We start from the raw sequence: 18387 nt of genomic DNA, 5'->3' as shown, positions 1-18387 counted from the left end.
GGGCATTACGGAGCCCGTAGCGTGGAAAACACTCATTTGCACCCCAGACCCGGCATAGCCGCGGGTGACGAGATTGTCGAGTTTGGCCCGTTTCGTCTACACATGGCGGGCCGGCTGCTGCAACGAAACGGGGTGGCGGTCAAAGTGGGCAGCCGCTCGCTCGATATACTGATTGCGTTGGTCGAGCGGGCTGGGGACGTCCTTTCGCGGCGGGAGTTGATCGCGCGCGCTTGGGCAGGGTTGGTAGTCGACGAGACGAACCTGCGCGTCAATATCGCCAGCCTGCGCAAGTGTCTGGGTGATGGCGAAGGCGGCGCGCGCTACGTCGTCAACCTTCCAGGCCGCGGGTATTGCTTCGTCGCTCCCGTAACCCGAGTGCCTTCCCAGTCTCCGTCCCGGGAACTGGGGGCCACGCGACCGCCGGTTTCCGCCGCAGAGCACTCCTTGCCCGAGCGACTCGGACGGCTCATTGGACGCGACGTTTCGGTGCAGGTGCTCGTCGAGTTGCTCGCAAAGCATCGATTCGTGAGCATCATTGGTCCAGGTGGAATGGGGAAAACGACTGTCGCGATCTCCGTGGCGCATACCTTGATCGATGCCTTTGGTGGCGCGGTGTATTACGTCGATCTGGCCTCGGTCACTGACGCGTCGGTCGTTCCAACCGCGATTGCTTCCGTGCTTGGCCTGAAGGTGCAAGTGCAAGATCCTAAACCGAGTATCCTGGCATTTCTTGGTGCCCGCAGGGCGTTGCTTGTCCTGGACAATTGCGAGCACCTCATCGACGAGACTGCGGCCCTGGGGGAATGGCTTTACAAATCCACGCCTCAAACCCACTTGCTTGCGACCAGCCGTGAGTTGCTGCGTGTCGAGGGCGAGCACGTCCACATCCTTCCACCGCTCGATGTTCCGCCTATCGGGGATGGGATGACAGCGTCGGCTGCGTTGCAGTTTCCCGCCGTCCAGCTTTTCATGGATCGTGTGACGGCAAGCGGCGTGCAGGAGCTACTGACGGACGAGACTGCCCCGCTGGCCGTCGAGATCTGCCGAAAGATGGATGGCATTGCCTTGGCTATCGAATGGGCAGCCGGTCGGGTGCGCTCGCATGGCTTGCTCGGAACCGCAGAGCTGATCGACAGCCGCTTCAATCTCCTGTGGCAGGGAAGACGTAGCGCACCACCCCGGCATCAGACGCTACAGGCGATGCTTGATTGGAGTTATAACCTGCTGTCCGAGCGCGAACGCAGCGTGCTATATCGGTCGTCAGTGTTCGTCGGTCCGTTTCCCCTGGCTGCGGCACAAAGAATCGCAGCGGACGCGGCCCTCACGGAAGTCGAAGCGGCAACGGCAATCACAAGCCTCATCGACAAGTCGCTGCTGTCGCCATCAACGTTCAACGGCTCGAGCTATCTGCGCCTCCTGGATACGACCCGTACGTACGCGTCGGTAAAACTCGCGGACTCAGGAGAGCTCGACACCGTCTCTCGGAAACTTGCCAATTACCTCATTGAGCAACTCGATCAAAGCAGTGGTCGCGAGATCGACCGTCGGGCCGCGGACCGTGATGTGATGCTGGTGGGCAACATCCGCACTGCACTTGTATGGGCATTCTCCGACGCAGGTGACGGCGAGCTGGGGGTTCGTCTGGCGGTACTCGCTGCTCCGCTTTTTCTGGACTTGTCGCTGCTGGATGAGTGCCATCGCTGGTGCCAGGCCGCGCTATTCCAACTGGACCCAAACGACAGTTCCGAGGCACACCTCATCTTGCAGGAAGCGCTGGCGATCTCCGCACTATTGACTAGGGGCAGCAGAGATGAAGTCCGCAATTCTATTGAGCGCGCGCTATGCCTCGCGCGGACCTTGAACGATCACGAACGCGAACTCGGCCTGCTCGCCGGCATGCATATCTTTATGATCGAAGTCAGTAACTCTCGTGCGGCGGTAGAGGTGAGCTTGCGCAGTATCGAGCTGGCCCGCAAGGTGGATTCTCCCGCAGGCATCGTCATGTCCGAGTGGATGCTGGGGTGTGCTTATCTTCTGGCCGGAGATCAACCGGGCGCCATACGCCACATCGAAGAAGGCTTCAAGCATGCCGCAGCGCGTGGCGTGACGAAAATCGATATGTATGGTTATGGGCACCGAACCCGTGCACTCATCGTCCTGGCACGCGCGCTGTGGTTGAGCGGTGCCAGCGACCGCGCCGCTCAAGTTGCACATCAGGCGGTCAAGGAGGCTGGGCAGAACGAGCAGCCGGTTAACGTGTCGGTAGCCGAACTGCTATACGCTTCGACGGTTTTTCTTTGGCGGGGAGACGTAAAGGAATCGGAGACACTGCTGAACCGTCTTATCCAATACGTCAGTCGCTACTCCTTCGGTCCATACGTGGCATGGGGTATGACGCTCGCCGGCGAAGTGGCCCTCATCCGCAGAGAGTTCCAGACGGCGGTAAACAAGTTTCGTGAAGCGCTGGGTATCTTGCATGGGGAGGGACGTATCTTGCTGACGGCGATGCTCAGCCGATCCATGTCCGAGGCACTGCTCGAATGCGGTGAGATCCTGGAGGCTGAAGCGATGATCTCGGCGGCGCTGGAACGAGCCGAGGCGGGACATGAATCCTACGACAGGCCTGAGCTGTTGCGTACGCGCGCGCAAATCGGGCTCGCCTCCGGTCGGTTGGATGCACGCGCGGCGCAGGCGATGTTGCGGCATTCGATTGCGCTTGCAAACAATCAAGGCGCGCTCAGTCTGGAGTTGCGCTCGGCCATGGCTTTAGGTGCGATGCTTACAAGCGAAGGGAAGACTGACGAAGCCTACGCGATCGTGTCGCAGGTATACGACCGCTTTACGGAAGGATACGAAACCCGCGATCTCAAGAACGCCAGGCAGTTGATCGAAGCCTGGCGCCCGGCCGCAAGGGCTGATCATGCCTCGGATTGATCTCGCGGTTTGCACGGCTTTACACCACTTCACGAGCGCTCCAGCCAAGTTTCATACACCGGATAATCTGTATAGCCCACATGATCTCCGCCGTAGAAGGTGCTGGGATCGGGAATGGTCACTGGCCAATCATTTTTTAGCCGTTCGACCAGGTCAGGATTAGAAATAAAGGGGCGACCGAACGCGACCAGATCCGTGAGGCCTTCACGGACGTCCCTCTGAGCCGCTTCCTTCGTGTACAAACCAGCCAAGATCAACGTCCCGGCATACGCTACTCTGAATCGCCTCAAAAATACGCTCCCCTCTTGGTTTGCAGTCAGCGCATCGCGATTGCTTATATGTACGTATGCCAGACTCCGCTTGGATAGTTCATGCGCAAGTGCGATCCATGTCTCTCCCTCACCTTCGAAAGCAGGCATGTCGAAAGTACGATTGAACGGTGAAATGCGAAGCCCCACCCTCCCAGCACCTACCTGAGCAACCACCGCCTCTACTACTTCCAGAGCAAAACGCAGCCGCCCTCCAATCGTGCCTCCTCCGTATTGGTCATCCCGGTCGTTGATACCTGCATTGATAAACTGCTCAATCAAATAGCCATTGGCACCGTGGACTTCGACCCCATCAAAACCAGCCTCCATGGCTTTCTCCGCCGCATTAGCAAAGTCCTGGACAGTACTTTTTATCTCGCTGGTCAATAGCGGTCGCGGTCGGCTGACTTGCACAGAGCCAGGGTTACCGTTTTCATCATAAGCGAATGACGTCGTATTCTCTGCCATCTTGGACGTAGGGCCGACAGGTGATACTCCGTTTTCATGCAAGGAAGCATGAGAGATGCGGCCAACGTGCCAAAGCTGGCTAAAAATCTTCCCGCCTTGCTCATGCACAGCACGCGTCACCTTTTTCCAGCCTGCTGCCTGCTCCTTCATGTAGATGCCTGGAGTAAACAAATAGCCAACACCTTGGCGAGAAACCTGAGCGCCTTCGGTGACGATCAGACCAGCGCCCGCGCGTTGTGCGTAGTACCGCGCCGTTTCCTCATCAGGAACAGTGTCTGCAGTCCGTGATCGGGTCATGGGAGCCATGACTATACGATTCGTTAGCTGCAGCCCCGAAAGGTCATAGTCGGTAAAGAGAGTTTTCATAAATCAATACAGCCCCTTAAGGCGTCACTTCAAGAAGCAATTTGCCGAAATTCCGCCCCGAATAGAGATCTTGCAGCGATGACAGTGCGTTCGCGAGCCCCTGCCGTATGTCTTGCCGTGTCGTGAGATCGCCGCTCTGCATCCAGGCCGCCATGTTTTCCATTGCTTCTGGGAAACGGGTCCGATAATCATCGAATATAAATCCACGGACAGTCAGGCGTCGCATCATGATGGTCCACCAAAAACTGGGCTGTGTATCGGCGTCTGTCGCGTTGTATTCGGAAATAATTCCGCAAAGCGACACGCGACCGAACATCTTCATGCGTTCCATGACGGCGTTTCGGATCGGGCCACCCACCTGCTCGAAATAGATATCTACGCCTTCAGGTGCCAGCTGATCCAGCGCTTCGCCGACATCCACAGATTTGTAATCGATGCAGGCATCGAAACCCAGTTGCTCGGTGACGAACGCACATTTTTCCGGCCCCCCCGCAATGCCGATCACCCGGCAGCCTTTCAGTTTGCCGATCTGCCCGACGATCTGGCCCACGCCACCGGCTGCCGCTGAAACGACCAAGGTTTCCCCTGACTGGGGATTGGCGATATCGAGAAGACCGAAGTAAGCGGTGGGCCCTACGAGACTGAATGTCCCGAACGTCTCCGCCAGACTCAGTCCCGGGAAAGCGGCGAGCTCTGTAAGACCGGTGCCGTCGCTGACTATATAGTCAGCCCATTCGCCGACACCGCTTAGTATTGTGCCTTCCGCAATACCTTCCTTTTTACTTCTTTCCACGATCCCGACCACCAGGCCGCGCATCGGAGCCCCAAGCTCGACAGGTGGCAAGAACTGCTCCTGATCGCTGATGAAAACTCGCTGTGCCGGATCTAATGACAAGTAGCGGACGCGAAGCAGGAACTGCCCGTCGCTCAGTTCAGGGATAGACTCGGATCCGAATCGAAAATCGTCTGCAACGATTGAACCAGCTGGACGGCGTGCCAGGCGCCAGGCATGACGTGTCGACATGATGAATACCTCGGTAACTTGACGTAATGATTTCTTTGTTGGGGTTGAAGATCGTTGTGATCTTTCTACGGCAGCTTGGCGATTATCTTGATTTCAAAATCAAATCCAGACAGCCAGGTGGCCCCCACTGCGGTCAAGGTCGGATATGGTGCTTCGCCCCAGTACTCGGGCACCACCTGCCAAATTTCCTCAAACGTCGATTGCGGGTCGATCATAAAAACCGTGACATCGACCACGTCGTCGAAGCTGCATCCGGCGGCCACCAGAATGGCGTTCAGGTTTTCAAAAGCCACTCGTACCTGCTCTTTCAATCCTTGTTGGGGCGAGCCGTCTTCGAGGCTGCCAACCTGGCCAGAAACGAACACAAACCCATTAGCCTGAATTGCAGGCGAGTAGCGATGCCGTTCATAAAGGGCCTGGCGTCCAGGTGGAAAAATAACGTTGCGTGCTGTCATGGAACTGATTCCTTCTTTTATTGGGCCAATGCCCGCCGTGTGTGTGTGTGAATGTGAGAATGTTAATGACAGGAACTGAACTGATAAACTGGCAAACACACATAACACTGTTTGTGAATCCCAAACAATGCCAGAGTGGGGGAGCATAGATGGACCGTTTCGATGCCATGCAGGCCTTTGCCCGGGTCGTGGAAACAGGCAGTTTCACCAAGGCGGCGGAAACTCTGCACCTGAGCAAGACGACCGTGACGCAGCTGGTGCAGCAACTGGAGGCGCGCCTGCGCGTCACGTTACTGAATCGCACGACACGCAAAGTCAACGTAACCCCTGACGGCGCGGCTTATTACGAACGTGTGTTACGCCTGTTGGCCGACATGGACGATGCGGAAACCAGTCTATCCGGCGCCCTGGCGTCGCCCCGTGGCAGACTGCGGGTCGACGTCCCTAGTCCCTTTGCCAGCATGATTCTGGTGCCGGCATTGCCAGCCTTTCACGCCAAGCATCCTGACATTCACCTGCATCTTGGTGTCACTGATCGTGTGGTGGACTTAATTGACGAGAACGTGGATTGCGTCGTACGCGGGGGGAGATTACCAATCTGTCCCTGGTCGCGCGACACGCGGCGGACTTACCGCTGGCGGTGTATGCTGCGCCGTGTTATCTCGCCCGCGAGGGCCACCCCGATCACCCCAGAGAGTTGGAACTGCCGCAGCACCGTATCGTGGGCTTGTCATGGTCGGGCACCCGGCGCGTGTTCCCGAGCACCATACGTCGTGACGGCGAAAGCATTGACGTGCAGGCGCGACCCGCTCTGGTGGTTAACGATGGCAATGCCTATCTAGCGGCAGGCCTGGCGGGGCTCGGCGCCCTCTGGCTGCCGTCCTACATGTCCCAGGCGCACGTGGCGCGGGGAGAGCTGATCCCGTTGTTTACGGATTGGCAGATTGATCCGATGCCAATGTACGTCGCCTTTCCCCAGAACCGACACGTCAGTGCAAAACTACGTGTGTTTATCGACTGGCTCGTCGAGTTGATGGCCCAGCACGCGCCTGTCGTATCCAGACCTCCATTACGCGTCGGTGCAGACTCCTAGAGTCAGCACCGCTCAGGCCACAGTATGGTCTCGGCATCCTTAACCAATCCATCAGCAGCCCGAAGATCGGGGCGCCTGCGGTCTGACCGATAGAACTAGTGTCCCGAGCCGTGGCGTCGTCCCTGGAGAGAGCCATGGATGGATGTGTCAAGTAGCTCCATCACATAACGTATACCTCTGCCCCAGCTCATCTCACGACCCTTCTATAACAGCAGGCCAGTCCAATAAACGAATGGCGGCTTGCGAGATAGTGACCACGACGTAATCGCGCCCGACATACGAGCTCGGAGAGACAACGTAGCCGGCGGTGTCGACACAAACAGAGGATAAAGAAATGACTCAAGAACTTGATACCGAATTGACGAGAACACGCTACGGATTTCGAGATGTTGGTGGCGTCGAAGTTTTCTACCGTGAAGCAGGGCCCAGGAATGCGCCGGTGATCCTGCTCTTGCACGGTTTTCCCAGTGCCAGCCATATGTTCCGCGACTTGATTCCTCTGCTGGCTGACCGATTCCGGCTCATCGCACCTGATTTACCGGGATTCGGACAAACCAAGGCGCCCCCGCGCGGAACGTTTGACTACACCTTCGACAGCATGACCGATGTTATCGAAGGTTTTACCGCTGCCATGTTGCTCGACCGATACGCGATTTATATTTTCGACTATGGTGCCCCGGTAGGGCTGCGCCTTGCGATGCGCAATCCCGAGCGAGTGTTGGCCATCATTTCACAGAACGGCAACGCCTACGTCGAGGGTTTCAGTGACGAATGGGGGCCATGGGAAGCCTATTGGCGCGACCCAACCGCGAGCAACCGGGAAGCCTGCCGACCGTCGCTCGCACCGGACACGATCCGCAACTGGCAGTATGGCACCGGAGCGGATCAGCAGCACTTGTCGCCCGATGGCTACGAACTTGACATCGCCTACATGGCGCGCCCAGGCGCGGAGGACATCCAGCTTGATCTGATCCTCGACTACCGCAACAACGTTGCGCTGTATCCGGCTTTCCAGGCTTACTTTCGCGAGCACCTCCCGCCGCTCCTGGCCGTTTGGGGTCGTCATGATCCCGCATTCCTGCCTGCAGGCGCTGACGCTTACAGGCGGGATCTGCCGAATGCGCAAATTCACCTCCTCGACGCAGGACATTTTGCTTTAGAGACGCATGCGCAAGAAGTGGCTACCTTGATGCGCGAATTTCTCGAGCCGATAGTCCGTCCATCAATACGGCCCTAATCTTCAAATTTCGGACGATCGTCCAATAATAAGCGCCGTGGTCTTGAGCGGCCTCCGCCTACTCACACAGTGCTTAGCCCGACTTTGCTTGCGCTTCGAAAATATCACTCGAACGAGGATAGAAATGATGATTAAAAGATTATTGATCGCATTAATGGCAGTTCTTTGCGCTTCTGCCATCCAGGCACAGTCCGGGCAGGAGCCTCCGGGCGCAGACTTGATCGTGTTCAATGCAAGGATTTTCACAGGCAATCCCGCCCAGCCCGAAGCGTCTGCCTTGGCAGTGAAGCATGGCCGCATTTACTCAGTCGGCGCCGACGCCGAAATTCTTGATCTGCAAAGCTCCAGCACCAAGATCATCGACGCTGGCGGTCGCAGAATGATCCCGGGTATCAGCGATGCCCACACCCACGTGCTCAATGAGAGCAGCTTCACTTACAACGTACGTTGGGACGGCGTGCCCACGCTTCGGCGGGCATTGACCATGCTAAGCGAGCAGGCAAGGCGAACGCCGGCGGGTCACTGGGTCAAGGTGATCGGAGGCTGGTCGCCCTACCAGTTCGAGGAGAATCGATTCCCCACTATGAAAGAACTGCGTAAGGCGGTGCCGAACCGCCCTCTTATCGTGCAGTACGCCTATAACCGCGCCTTCTTGAACGAGCAAGCGATGGAGGCATTCGGCGTGGGCACTGATCGTTTTCCTGAATTGCCCGGCACTGAGTTCGAGAAGGACGACCAGGGAAACTACACGGGTGTAGTCCATGGCTACACCTTCACGTTTATCGCCATGGAGACTATGGTCCCGCAACCTTCTTTCGATGAACAGGTGAGCGCGCTGATCCATGCCATCCACGGTCTCAATCGTTTCGGGGTTACCTCGGTCATTGATGCTGGCAACAGGGGCTACCCTAACGCCCAGGCCACCGTAGATGTGCTTGCCCGCGACGACCGCCTTAACGTGCGCATGCCCTTCGTGGACATGCAGTTCGGTGACGGCACCCCAATGAACATGGTTGACGCACAAATTGAAGCGATCACCAAAACTGCGCCCGTCAGCCCCGGGCATAATCTGCACCCAACATTGGCGCATGGCCAGGTGTATCGAGGTGCAGGAGAAGTGCTGGCTTTACACGTGCACGATCACGAGAATTTCGACCGCCCGGCGGTCATCATTGATCCCAAAGTCATGCGGCAACACGTCGAACAGGACGTGAGAAAGCTGGTTCAGCGGCGAATTCCTTTTCGGATGCACATCAGCTACGACGAAAACATTTCTCCCTTCCTTGATGCAGTGGAGGAGATGAACGAAACGTCTCCCCTAGCCGCCCTGAAGTGGAGCATTGAGCACGCTGAAACTATTAGCCCGGAGAACATCGCCAGGGTCAAAGCGCTCGGCGGCGGAATTGCCTTGGATACCAAGATGGCGCTGCACGGAGATGGTTTTATCGAAACCCACGGCCGCGAAATGGCTTTGAAAACTCCGCGCCTGCGCCAGCTCGTCGACAGTGGCGTCCCTCTGGCCATGAGCACCGATGCTTATCGGGCCTCCACCTTTAACCCGTGGGTCGGCATCAGCTGGATGGTGTCCGGGCGGTCGGTTTCCGGATCCGAAGTGCTTGCCGCGAACAACCGCCTCTCTCGCGCCGAGGCGCTGAAACTATTCACCAGTGGTCCAGCGTGGTTCATGAACGCAGAAGCCGAAATGGGCATGATTGCACCGGGCAATCTGGCAGATTTCGCTCTCTTGGACAGAGACTACTTCACAGTGCCCGAGGATCAGATCAAGTATGTATCGTCGGTTTTGACCGTCATGGATGGCAGGGTGGTGTTCGGTGCGCAAGACTACAGCACCCTTACACCGTCCCTGCCGGACATACTTCCCGCCTGGTCGCCCATTAAATATCTTGGGAACCACTACGAGCCCAGATGAGCCGGCCCAGTGATTGCGCTTTCAAACAATCAAGGCGCGCCCTCGCGGTTTACACGGCTTTACACCACTTCACGAGCGCTCCGGTCTGCGACCTCGGAGAATAAAAGGACGTCATTCAGGGGCCGTACGCCCTGCGAGGGGTGTTTGCATGGCTCGTCAGTCTAGCGGTTTGATTCTTCCCAAAATAGTCGCACAGTTCATAGAGGCAACCAATGCGGGGGACCTATCCCGTGTCCTTGACGTCTTCGCGGCGGATTCCATCGTCAACGATCAGTTACAGCAATGGCGCGGGTTGGCCGAACTGTGCAGCTGGGCCCAGCGTGACGTTATCGGGGAGCAACTGACGCTACACCCCATTCATTGCCTTCAACATTACGGTCACTGCGTTGTTGCCGCTCATGCCGACGGAACATTCGATAAGCGTGGGCTGCCGGATCCGCTGGAAGTCCTGCTCTACTTCACTCTGGCCGACGACAAGATCGTGCAGTTGATCGTTCTGCGCGATCTCTCCGGCACCTCCCCTTTTGATGGATCGTTACGCAGTTCAGCGTAGAACGACGAAGTCCGCGAGACACCTGCTTTACGGGATTTCTCAACACTTTACTTAGCATTTGGGCAGTTCTGCCCGATCATCTTCCTTACGTGGATCGAGATCCCTAAACGATCACAAGCGGAGAAAATGCCATGACAAATTATGCAGAGTTAGCCACCGGGGCTCATGAACAGAGCAGCCACGGTGGGGTTATTCTGACAGCGACTTTGCTCGAGTTGCTCACCGCAGCCCAATCCAAAGTTGAGCTCGATCGAGATGCTGCACAAGCCTGCTTGTCCCGCGCGACGGCCTTGCTTAGTGCCAGCCTGGAGCGCGAACGCGGACCCAAGAGCGAAAGCGCATTCCGCGGCGGACTGCCGGCCTGGCAGGCCAAACGCTTGACAGCTTTCATCGAGGAGAATTTGGAACAGCCTATCAGGAGTCCTGATCTGGTTGCGCTCACCGGATTAAGTCCCGGGCACTTCTTTCGAACTTTCAAGGAAACGTTCGGCCAGACCCCATTCGCCTATATCGCAAGATTGCGCATCGAGCGCGCTCAGCAAATGATGCTGACGAGCAGCCATTCCCTTTGTGAGATTGCCCTGGATTGCGGGATGTGCGATCAGTCCCATCTCACGCGCATGTTTAGGCAACGGGTGGGGATGACGCCGGGTGAATGGCGGCGCGTACATTGTCTTCGGACGAATTAATGTGCAGCACATTCCCCGGGCGTTAGGCCATGACGTGGCAATTCGCCAAGTCTGCCAAGGTACCCACGCTTGCGACACCATCACGCCGGGCTTACGTTTTTTTGTGATCTTCCCAAGGGTCGATTACTTTCACGCCGGCCGCTTCATAGGGCGAAGTGTCACGCGATGCCACGATGAAGCCCCGGGAGGCCGCAACGGCTGCGATGTAGCCGTCTGGCGTGGGCAAACCACGCCCACCGCTCCGGGCCGTAAAGGCCAGGTCGGCGTAGTGGCGCGCTGCATCCGTATCAAACGGCAGGACACGATCCTTAAACACCTACCCGGGCATGAAGGGTTTTTCGCGCACCAGTCTTTTCGCCATGCGTCAGTTATATGCTTTTTTCAGCCCACAGTTTGAATTTGTCCCACAGCCTGTGGGACAAATGCCATGGGGGCATGTGCGCACCCTGCTGGCCAAAATCAAGTCGGTGAACACCGCCATTTTGTATGCGCAAGCCTATGTCGAGAATGGCTGGAGCCGCACAGTACTTCGGGTACGCCGCTAGGATGGTTGTGCGACATGATGATTGCAGCAGCATCCAGGCGTAGCGCGGTTTTAACGATTTCGCGCGGGTATACGCTGGCCTGCGTCAGCGTTCCATGGCTCATTTCCATGTAACGAATCACCTTAAACTGGCTGTTCAGATACAGCACAGCGGCGACTTCGTGCCCCATTCCCGACAGTTTCGATTGAAAATACCGTTTGACGGTGTCCGGGTTTCCCATTGCTGCCCGATCACTAATTAGGCTTTCAGCGGCGATCCTCGCGGCGGCCAGTACGTGCGAATCGGTCGCGGCATGATACCGGCCCGATGGGCTGCGCACATAGAGCGTCTGCCCTGCGTTCATGTTGTCATAGCCCAAAGCTGCATTGTGGTTAACGTGTTCCATAGTTCTATCCTTCAAAAGCCGGTTGGTTTTCCTGCTGACCGGGGCCGAAGATTCCGAGCCTGGTCGTAGGTTTTCGGCGTTCGCAGTAATACGGTTCCTGCGGGGTTGCCGCCGTTGCCGTGAGTTCGTCGCCTTGCCGTGCTGAATCACGTAGCGACGAACGGAAAGGGACCGTGGAATAAATGGAAGGGACCCGCGCTGCGGGGAGACGGCCGTTTATGCCGCGAAAGCGCTTGAAGTGTGGGAGTGCAGTGATACAGTTGGCGTTCTAGGCGGCGAGCTCATTGCAGCGGGGATCACGACCATGTATTGGTTCACTGTAGATACCGGCCGCGCGGCGAGCGCCACCATCGCCCGATGGGCGATCTAACTACACGCGGGTTTATGTCTAGCGTCGGCTAGCACGCAGCACGAAAGCTAAATTCGCATTCCTGAGCGAAGGCCCAAAGTTACTGGTGTACGCTTTTAAAAATCTACCTCCAGGTCGGGCGGATTCATGCGGTCAGTGCAAGGCGTCGTCAAATACTTGCATACTTGCGTCGGGCTTTAAATCCTAATGTTTGCCGTGGCCTTCTATTTAGTTTTGCGGCACCTTCATCTAGTTGATTTTGGGTGTACATTGCATGCCAGTTCATTACCTGCCTGGACCAGCGCGATCCCAGCTCAACCGCGTCAGGGTTCTTAAGCCGCTAAGTAAGCCTATAGGGGTTCTGTCGCGGTGGAGTCTCATGAATAAATATGGGAAGAGATACCGAAAGATTCACAGTATGCAAAGTATTTGACTTCGGCAAGTTGACTGTTATGCCAAGAGCCGAAATCGGTGGCGCGCGATCGTTTGTTGCTCTGTAGGAAATTCCATGACAGAAATGTAATGCGCTAAACCCTCGATGAGCGACTGAACGCACGTGGGTATCTGGCATCATGTAACCTACCCCCTTAATCGTCCCTGTACGCTCAGAGTTCTTGCCGTACATGGACTGGACTTGCACCTACTGTTGGAAGGGCTTTTATCGTCATGACGCAGAACAAATCTGAACAACTTCACCAGCACAAGGTGACACAATTAGACTCTGGTTCCCAACTCACCGATCCGGTGTGCGGTATGCGTGTAACGGAAGGCTCGCCACACCATGTTGAGCGCGGCGGTCGGCCCTTTTATTTTTGCAGCGCGAAATGCCTGGACACGTTCAACAGCGACCCGGAGAAGTTCCTCACACAAAAAAACAAAGGGGAAATCGCGCTCGAGCAAGTCCCTTCGGGCACCATCTATACCTGCCCGATGCATCCCGAAATCCGACAGGATCACCCGGGGAGCTGTCCGAAGTGCGGTATGGCGCTCGAGCCGCTTATGCCCAGCCTCGATGACGATAATCCTGAGCTGAAAGACTTCTCGCGCAGATTCTGGTGGACGCTGCCCTTTACCGTTGTCGTCACTGTGCTGGCCATGTTCGGTCCTCGGCTCGGCTGGTTTAACATAACGACGCAAACGTGGATCGAGCTCGTGCTCTCGATTCCTGTGGTGTTATGGTCGGGGCAGCCATTTTTCGTGCGTGGCTGGCAATCGATTATCAACCGCAGCCCTAACATGTGGACGCTCATTGGGCTGGGCACAGGTGCGGCATTTGTCTACAGCACCGTTGCGACGGTCGCCCCGGGCGTATTTCCTGAAACGTTCATGTCGATGGGGCGCGTTGACGTTTACTTTGAAGCCGCAGTGGTCATTATTTCCTTGACACTATTCGGCCAGGTTCTCGAGCTGCGGGCGCGATCGCAAACTTCGGCCGCCATCAAGTCTTTACTTGGCCTGGCCCCCAAGACGGCCCGCCGCATCAACGCGGACGGAACCGAAGAGGACGTACCGCTTTCGAACGTCCATGAAGGCGATCGTTTGCGTGTGCGCCCAGGCGAAAAGGTACCGGTGGATGGCCTTGTCGAAGACGGCACGAGTTCCTTGGATGAGTCGATGCTAACCGGAGAATCTCTGCCGGTGAGCAAGCGGCCAGGCGACAGGGTCATCGGGGCAACCATGAATACGTCTGGTGCGCTGGTGATCCGTGCCGAGAAGGTCGGCTCGGCCACGGTGCTCTCGCAAATCGTCCAGCTCGTCGCCCAGGCGCAGCGCTCCCGCGCACCGATGCAACGCATGGCTGACCTTGTGGCCGGTTATTTCGTCATGGCCGTGGTCGCCATCGCCATCGCCACGCTGTTTGTCTGGGGCATTTTCGGTCCACAGCCAAGCTGGGTTTATGGCTTGATCAACGCCGTAGCGGTGTTGATCATTGCCTGCCCTTGTGCATTGGGGCTCGCCACACCCATGTCCGTCATGGTGGCGACGGGCCGAGGCGCCACGCAAGGCGTGCTCTTTCGCGATGCAGCCGCGATCGAAAACCTGCGCAAAGTCGATACGCTCATTGTCGATAAAACCGGCACCTTGACCGAAGGCCGGCCTGCGTTCGAGCAAGCCATCCCCGCCGGCGACATGGAAGCCGACGAGGTGCTGCGCCTTGCAGCAAGCCTGGATCAAGGCAGCGAACATCCCTTGGCAGACGCCATCGTCGACGCCGCTCGCGAACGAGGCTTAAGCTTGAGTCCTGTTAACGATTTTGAATCAGGCAGCGGCATTGGCGTTCGCGGCCAGGTCGACGGCAAAATGCTGGCATTGGGAAATACCGCGCTCATGCAGCAAGAAAGCGTGAATGTCCAGGAGTTGACGACCACCGCTGAATCCTTCCGGACCACGGGCGCCAGCGTCATGTATCTGGCAGTTGATGGCCGGTTGGCGGGCTTGCTGGCCGTCTCCGACCCTATAAAGGGCAGTACGCCTGAAGCGATGCGCACGCTGAAGGCGGCGGGAATCCGCGTCATCATGGCCACCGGCGACGGCGTCTCGACCGCGAAAGCCGTTGCGCAACGCCTGGGCATCGAAGAGGTCCATGGCGAGGTTAAACCCGCCGACAAGCTGGACTTAGTTAACAAGCTCCAATCGGAGGGGCGCATTGTCGCCATGGCGGGCGACGGCATTAACGATGCGCCGGCTCTTGCCAAAGCAAACGTCGGCATTGCTATGGGAACGGGCACCGACGTGGCCATGAATAGTGCGCAAATTACGCTGGTCAAAGGGGATCTGCGCGGTATCTCCACGGCTCAACACCTATCGAACATGACGGTGGCCAATATGAAGCAAAACCTCGGCTTCGCATTCATTTACAACGCACTGGGCGTGCCGCTGGCAGCGGGTGTCTTATATCCGTTTACTGGACTCTTGCTCTCGCCGTTGATCGCTGCATTGGCCATGAGCTTAAGCTCGGCGTCAGTCGTATTTAACGCACTACGACTGCGAAAATCCGTCTAAGGCCGAGTTTTCCTTGCGTACGCGCGACATCCAATAATAGTAGACATAGACCACGGTCATTACAGCTTTGTAATGACCGCGACATCTCTGTGACAGATCATGGCAAGTATAGTCAAGACAGTAGCCAACCTCTTGACTACAAATTGCCTGCCAGGAGCTCACCATGAAAAAAGTTCGTTTAGTTGTTTCTTCTATTATTTTAGGTTCGGCTAGCGCCCTAGCCGCAGCTCAGACCACAGCCGAGCACAACGTCCACCATCCTGAGGTAACTGCGACGGGTGGGCCGTCGGCATCTGCTCAAACAGATGTGAATCCCGCTTTGTTAGAAAAGCAAATGGATACGCACATGCAGACGATGCTCGCATTTCATGAAAAATTTCAGAAAGCTAGCCCGGCTGAACGGCAAGCACTGATGTCCGAGCACCATGAGCTAATGCAGAAAGGCATGAAAATGATGGGAATGGCTTCTGCCAGAATGCAAGGTATGGGAATGAAGGACAGTATGTCTCCCCAAACAGCCGGAAATACTTCCACGGAATCATCAGCGGCAGACCACACAATGATGCTAAAGCGCATGGACATGATGCAGTCGATGATGCAAATGATGATGGATCGCATGCCTGCGCCTACTACTCCAGCCCAATAGTTTAGCTACTTAAGGGCCATGAGTTGCCAACCGATGGGTAAACCGACATGACCACCGAAAAATCGTATAGACCGCAGAAAACAGTCCGCCCTGATGCAGCAGAAGAAGGCAGTACAGCTGGCCCATCAGGAAATACTCTGGGGCTTTTTTCAGCTGCTGGACTGCCGTCGGTCGACGCGATGAGGGAGTACACAGTCGATACCTGGCAACGAAGCATTCTCTATGCGGACGTGATGCGCCAGCGCGGCAACCAGTACCAGGCCCACCTTAGCGAAGAAGTTCCGAATGTTCTGGACTTCCCTTCTGAAGTGGTTCTGTCCGGCCGGGACTTGCCTCGTCCCGTGAACTATTGGCTGGTACGGATCATACCGCCTGAGGATAAGCCCACGGACCACATGAAGCGGCCTTTCGTGGTGATCGATCCACGCGCGGGCCACGGCCCCGGCATTGGCGGCTTTAAAGTCGACAGCGAGATCGGTGTGGTGATCGGCGCCGGCCATCCATGCTATTTCATTGGCTTCTTGCCCGACCCAGTACCGGGGCAGACGATCGAGGACGTGATGCACGCCGAAGCGGCTTTTCTGGAAAAAGTGATTGCATCGCACCCATGCCGCGAGGGCAAACCGGCCGTCATCGGCAATTGCCAAGCGGGCTGGCAGATCCTGATGACCGCAGCGATGCGCCCCGAATTGTTCGGCCCAATCATTGTCGCCGGCGCACCGCTGTCGTATTGGGCTGGCTGGCGCGGGCGTAACCCCATGCGCTATGCCGCAGGCCTGCTTGGTGGCAGTTGGCTCACTGCAATGACCAGCGACCTTGGCGCTGGACGCTTTGATGGCGCCTGGTTGGTGCAAAACTTCGAAAACCTGAATCCAGCCAACACGCTATGGAGCAAACAACACCACCTATACACCAACATCGACACCGAGGCCTCACGCTACTTGGGCTTTGAAAAATATTGGGGAGGATACGTCTACCTCAACGATGTGGAGATGCAGTACATCGTTGATGATCTGTTCATTGGCAACCGTCTTGCCACGGCCGAACTGCTCACCTCGGACGGCGTGCGTATCGACTTGCGCAACATTCGCTCGCCGATCGTGGTGTTCTGCTCCTATGGCGACAACATTACACCGCCACCGCAGGCGCTAGGCTGGATCACGGACCTGTACGACGATGACAAGGATGTGCTCACGCACGATCAAACCATTATCTACGCCACTCACGAAAGCGTCGGCCATTTGGGCATCTTCGTTTCCGGGGCGGTAAGTCGCAAAGAGCATCATAAGTTCGCCACCAACATTGACTTGATCGACGTCTTGCCCGCCGGCATTTACCGTGCAACGATTGCGGAAAATTCACAAAAAGATGCAGCGCTTTCCACCGAGCGCTATGAGCTGTCGATCGAACGTGAAGGCATCGCCAGCGTGCGTGAAATCGTTCAGCCAGACCCGGAGAGCGACCGGCGTTTCGCCGCTGTGGCGCAAGTATCGAAGATCAACCTCGGTTTGTACCGTCAGTTTGTCCAGCCCTGGGTGCGCCAGGCAGTGACGCCGCAGACGGCGCACTGGGTACAGACCATGCACCCGTTGCGGCTTTCTTACGAATGGTGGTCTGATCGCAATCCATTAGCACCGGTCATAGCTGATACGGCAAAAAAAGTCCGCGAGCAACGCACACCCATTGCCGGCGACAATCCTTTTCTGCAAATCCAGGGAGCTTGGTCGGACGCTATCGTAAAGACGTTGAATCTCTGGCGAGACGTTCGCGACGACGCCTACGAAAAGGCTTTTGAATGGATATACAGCTCATCTTGGGTACAAGCACTCGCCGGACAAGCGGCCGATGACGATCCCTCGCGCAAGCGACCCAGCGTTTCGCCCGAACACCGGGCCTTTATGGCGCAAGAAATCGCTGGGCTTCGCAACTCGGTAGCTGAAGGCGGCGCCGTCGAGGCAGGTATTCGAGCCGTATTCTATATTCACCGCTTCTGCAGTTCAATCGACGAACGACGTGCCAACCTGACGCTTGAGCTGCATCAACCCGACTGCGATCGTGGCTTTGACATGGACTCTTTCCGAGAGATCGTACGTCGACAAGCCAACATCATCCGTATTGATGCCGACGCAGCAATCGCCGCGTTGCCCCAATTACTCGCGCGTGAGGAACCGGCACGAATTCGCGAAGTCGCGCGAACATTGGGGCGTCTACGCAGCCTTGGGCCGCTATCGACGATTGAAGAATCGAGCTTGACGCACATGCTAGATGTCTTCAATGTTGCAGCGGCAAGTCAGGAGGCTGTACTGTCCTAAAGGCGACGAAGACCTATCTACCGAACGTGTGTATGTCAAAAGACAAAATAACCGCATTATCTGAAACCGTGCCAATCGTTCTAACGGTGC

Annotated in this window: 13 protein-coding genes and 2 pseudogenes; 10 read left to right on the top strand and 5 right to left on the bottom strand. The window is 56.8% G+C overall.

Features of this window, described 5'->3' with window-relative positions; genetic code table 11:
* Positions 1-21 precede the first annotated feature (21 nt).
* Complete coding sequence (locus tag CKA81_RS04665) at positions 22-2934, top strand: ATP-binding protein (protein WP_228255792.1); 2913 nt, start codon at positions 22-24, stop codon at positions 2932-2934.
* A 29-nt stretch (positions 2935-2963) separates the two neighbouring features.
* On the opposite strand, the gene CKA81_RS04660 is transcribed toward CKA81_RS04665, so the two are convergent.
* The 3 genes from CKA81_RS04660 to CKA81_RS04650 form a co-directional block, all read right to left on the bottom strand.
* Complete coding sequence (locus tag CKA81_RS04660) at positions 2964-4076, bottom strand: alkene reductase (protein ID WP_128354250.1); 1113 nt, start codon at positions 4074-4076, stop codon at positions 2964-2966.
* Between the two features lie 16 nt (positions 4077-4092).
* On the bottom strand, positions 4093-5100 hold the full coding sequence (locus CKA81_RS04655) for an NADP-dependent oxidoreductase (RefSeq protein WP_128354249.1): 1008 nt from the start codon (positions 5098-5100) through the stop codon (positions 4093-4095).
* Positions 5101-5165: 65 nt separating this feature from the next.
* Positions 5166-5555: a RidA family protein gene (locus CKA81_RS04650; protein ID WP_128354248.1), complete on the bottom strand. Its 390-nt coding sequence runs from the start codon at positions 5553-5555 to the stop codon at positions 5166-5168.
* Between the two features lie 149 nt (positions 5556-5704).
* On the opposite strand from CKA81_RS04650, the pseudogene CKA81_RS04645 reads away from it, so the two are divergent.
* The 5 genes and pseudogenes from CKA81_RS04645 (at position 5705) to CKA81_RS04625 (ending at position 11057) form a co-directional block, all read left to right on the top strand.
* Positions 5705-6648, top strand: a pseudogene (locus tag CKA81_RS04645) (LysR substrate-binding domain-containing protein).
* Positions 6649-6982: 334 nt separating this feature from the next.
* Positions 6983-7885, top strand: a complete 903-nt coding sequence (locus CKA81_RS04640) for an alpha/beta fold hydrolase (protein WP_128354247.1) — start codon at positions 6983-6985, stop codon at positions 7883-7885.
* 124 nt (positions 7886-8009) lie between these two features.
* Complete coding sequence (locus CKA81_RS04635; RefSeq protein WP_228255791.1) at positions 8010-9815, top strand: amidohydrolase; 1806 nt, start codon at positions 8010-8012, stop codon at positions 9813-9815.
* 148 nt (positions 9816-9963) lie between these two features.
* A complete protein-coding gene (locus tag CKA81_RS04630; RefSeq protein WP_128354246.1) occupies positions 9964-10368 on the top strand; it encodes a nuclear transport factor 2 family protein in 405 nt (134 codons plus the stop codon).
* 131 nt (positions 10369-10499) lie between these two features.
* On the top strand, positions 10500-11057 hold the full coding sequence (locus CKA81_RS04625) for a helix-turn-helix domain-containing protein (protein ID WP_128354245.1): 558 nt from the start codon (positions 10500-10502) through the stop codon (positions 11055-11057).
* 91 nt (positions 11058-11148) lie between these two features.
* Here CKA81_RS04625 and CKA81_RS04620 read toward each other — a convergent pair.
* Positions 11149-11373, bottom strand: a pseudogene (locus tag CKA81_RS04620) (VapC toxin family PIN domain ribonuclease); the annotation flags it as partial.
* A gap of 10 nt (positions 11374-11383) precedes the next feature.
* Here CKA81_RS04620 and CKA81_RS17525 point away from each other — a divergent pair.
* Positions 11384-11602, top strand: coding sequence for a DUF1016 N-terminal domain-containing protein (locus tag CKA81_RS17525; RefSeq protein ID WP_128354244.1), 219 nt, complete (start codon positions 11384-11386; stop codon positions 11600-11602).
* Here the strand turns inward: CKA81_RS17525 and CKA81_RS04610 are convergent.
* Positions 11517-11987: a JAB domain-containing protein gene (locus CKA81_RS04610; RefSeq protein WP_228255790.1), complete on the bottom strand. Its 471-nt coding sequence runs from the start codon at positions 11985-11987 to the stop codon at positions 11517-11519. The two genes, CKA81_RS17525 and CKA81_RS04610, sit on opposite strands and share 86 nt — an antisense overlap.
* A gap of 1015 nt (positions 11988-13002) precedes the next feature.
* On the opposite strand from CKA81_RS04610, the gene CKA81_RS04605 reads away from it, so the two are divergent.
* The 3 genes from CKA81_RS04605 (at position 13003) to CKA81_RS04595 (ending at position 18297) form a co-directional block, all read left to right on the top strand.
* Positions 13003-15339 carry a heavy metal translocating P-type ATPase gene (locus tag CKA81_RS04605; protein ID WP_128354243.1) on the top strand — a complete coding sequence of 779 codons (2337 nt, stop codon included), beginning with the start codon at positions 13003-13005 and terminating at the stop codon, positions 15337-15339.
* A 163-nt stretch (positions 15340-15502) separates the two neighbouring features.
* A complete protein-coding gene (locus CKA81_RS17245) occupies positions 15503-15985 on the top strand; it encodes a hypothetical protein (protein ID WP_228255789.1) in 483 nt (160 codons plus the stop codon).
* Positions 15986-16164: 179 nt separating this feature from the next.
* Positions 16165-18297, top strand: a complete 2133-nt coding sequence (locus CKA81_RS04595; protein ID WP_199287581.1) for a DUF3141 domain-containing protein — start codon at positions 16165-16167, stop codon at positions 18295-18297.
* Positions 18298-18387: the final 90 nt, after the last annotated feature.

Origin of the sequence: Pollutimonas thiosulfatoxidans (assembly GCF_004022565.1) — a bacterium.
GTDB lineage: Bacteria > Pseudomonadota > Gammaproteobacteria > Burkholderiales > Burkholderiaceae_B > Pusillimonas_D > Pusillimonas_D thiosulfatoxidans.
The sequence above is the reverse complement of the archived record's forward strand: the minus strand, read 5'-3'. Positions and strand labels throughout refer to the sequence as shown.

Coding starts and splice junctions, on each gene's coding strand:
- CKA81_RS04660 (WP_128354250.1), bottom strand. CDS start 4,076: ATGAAAACTCTCTTTACCGACTATGACCTTTCGGGGCTGCAGCTAACG.
- CKA81_RS04655 (WP_128354249.1), bottom strand. CDS start 5,100: ATGTCGACACGTCATGCCTGGCGCCTGGCACGCCGTCCAGCTGGTTCA.
- CKA81_RS04650 (WP_128354248.1), bottom strand. CDS start 5,555: ATGACAGCACGCAACGTTATTTTTCCACCTGGACGCCAGGCCCTTTAT.
- CKA81_RS04640 (WP_128354247.1), top strand. CDS start 6,983: ATGACTCAAGAACTTGATACCGAATTGACGAGAACACGCTACGGATTT.
- CKA81_RS04635 (WP_228255791.1), top strand. CDS start 8,010: ATGATGATTAAAAGATTATTGATCGCATTAATGGCAGTTCTTTGCGCT.
- CKA81_RS04630 (WP_128354246.1), top strand. CDS start 9,964: ATGGCTCGTCAGTCTAGCGGTTTGATTCTTCCCAAAATAGTCGCACAG.
- CKA81_RS04625 (WP_128354245.1), top strand. CDS start 10,500: ATGACAAATTATGCAGAGTTAGCCACCGGGGCTCATGAACAGAGCAGC.
- CKA81_RS17525 (WP_128354244.1), top strand. CDS start 11,384: ATGAAGGGTTTTTCGCGCACCAGTCTTTTCGCCATGCGTCAGTTATAT.
- CKA81_RS04610 (WP_228255790.1), bottom strand. CDS start 11,987: ATGGAACACGTTAACCACAATGCAGCTTTGGGCTATGACAACATGAAC.
- CKA81_RS04605 (WP_128354243.1), top strand. CDS start 13,003: ATGACGCAGAACAAATCTGAACAACTTCACCAGCACAAGGTGACACAA.
- CKA81_RS17245 (WP_228255789.1), top strand. CDS start 15,503: ATGAAAAAAGTTCGTTTAGTTGTTTCTTCTATTATTTTAGGTTCGGCT.
- CKA81_RS04595 (WP_199287581.1), top strand. CDS start 16,165: ATGAGGGAGTACACAGTCGATACCTGGCAACGAAGCATTCTCTATGCG.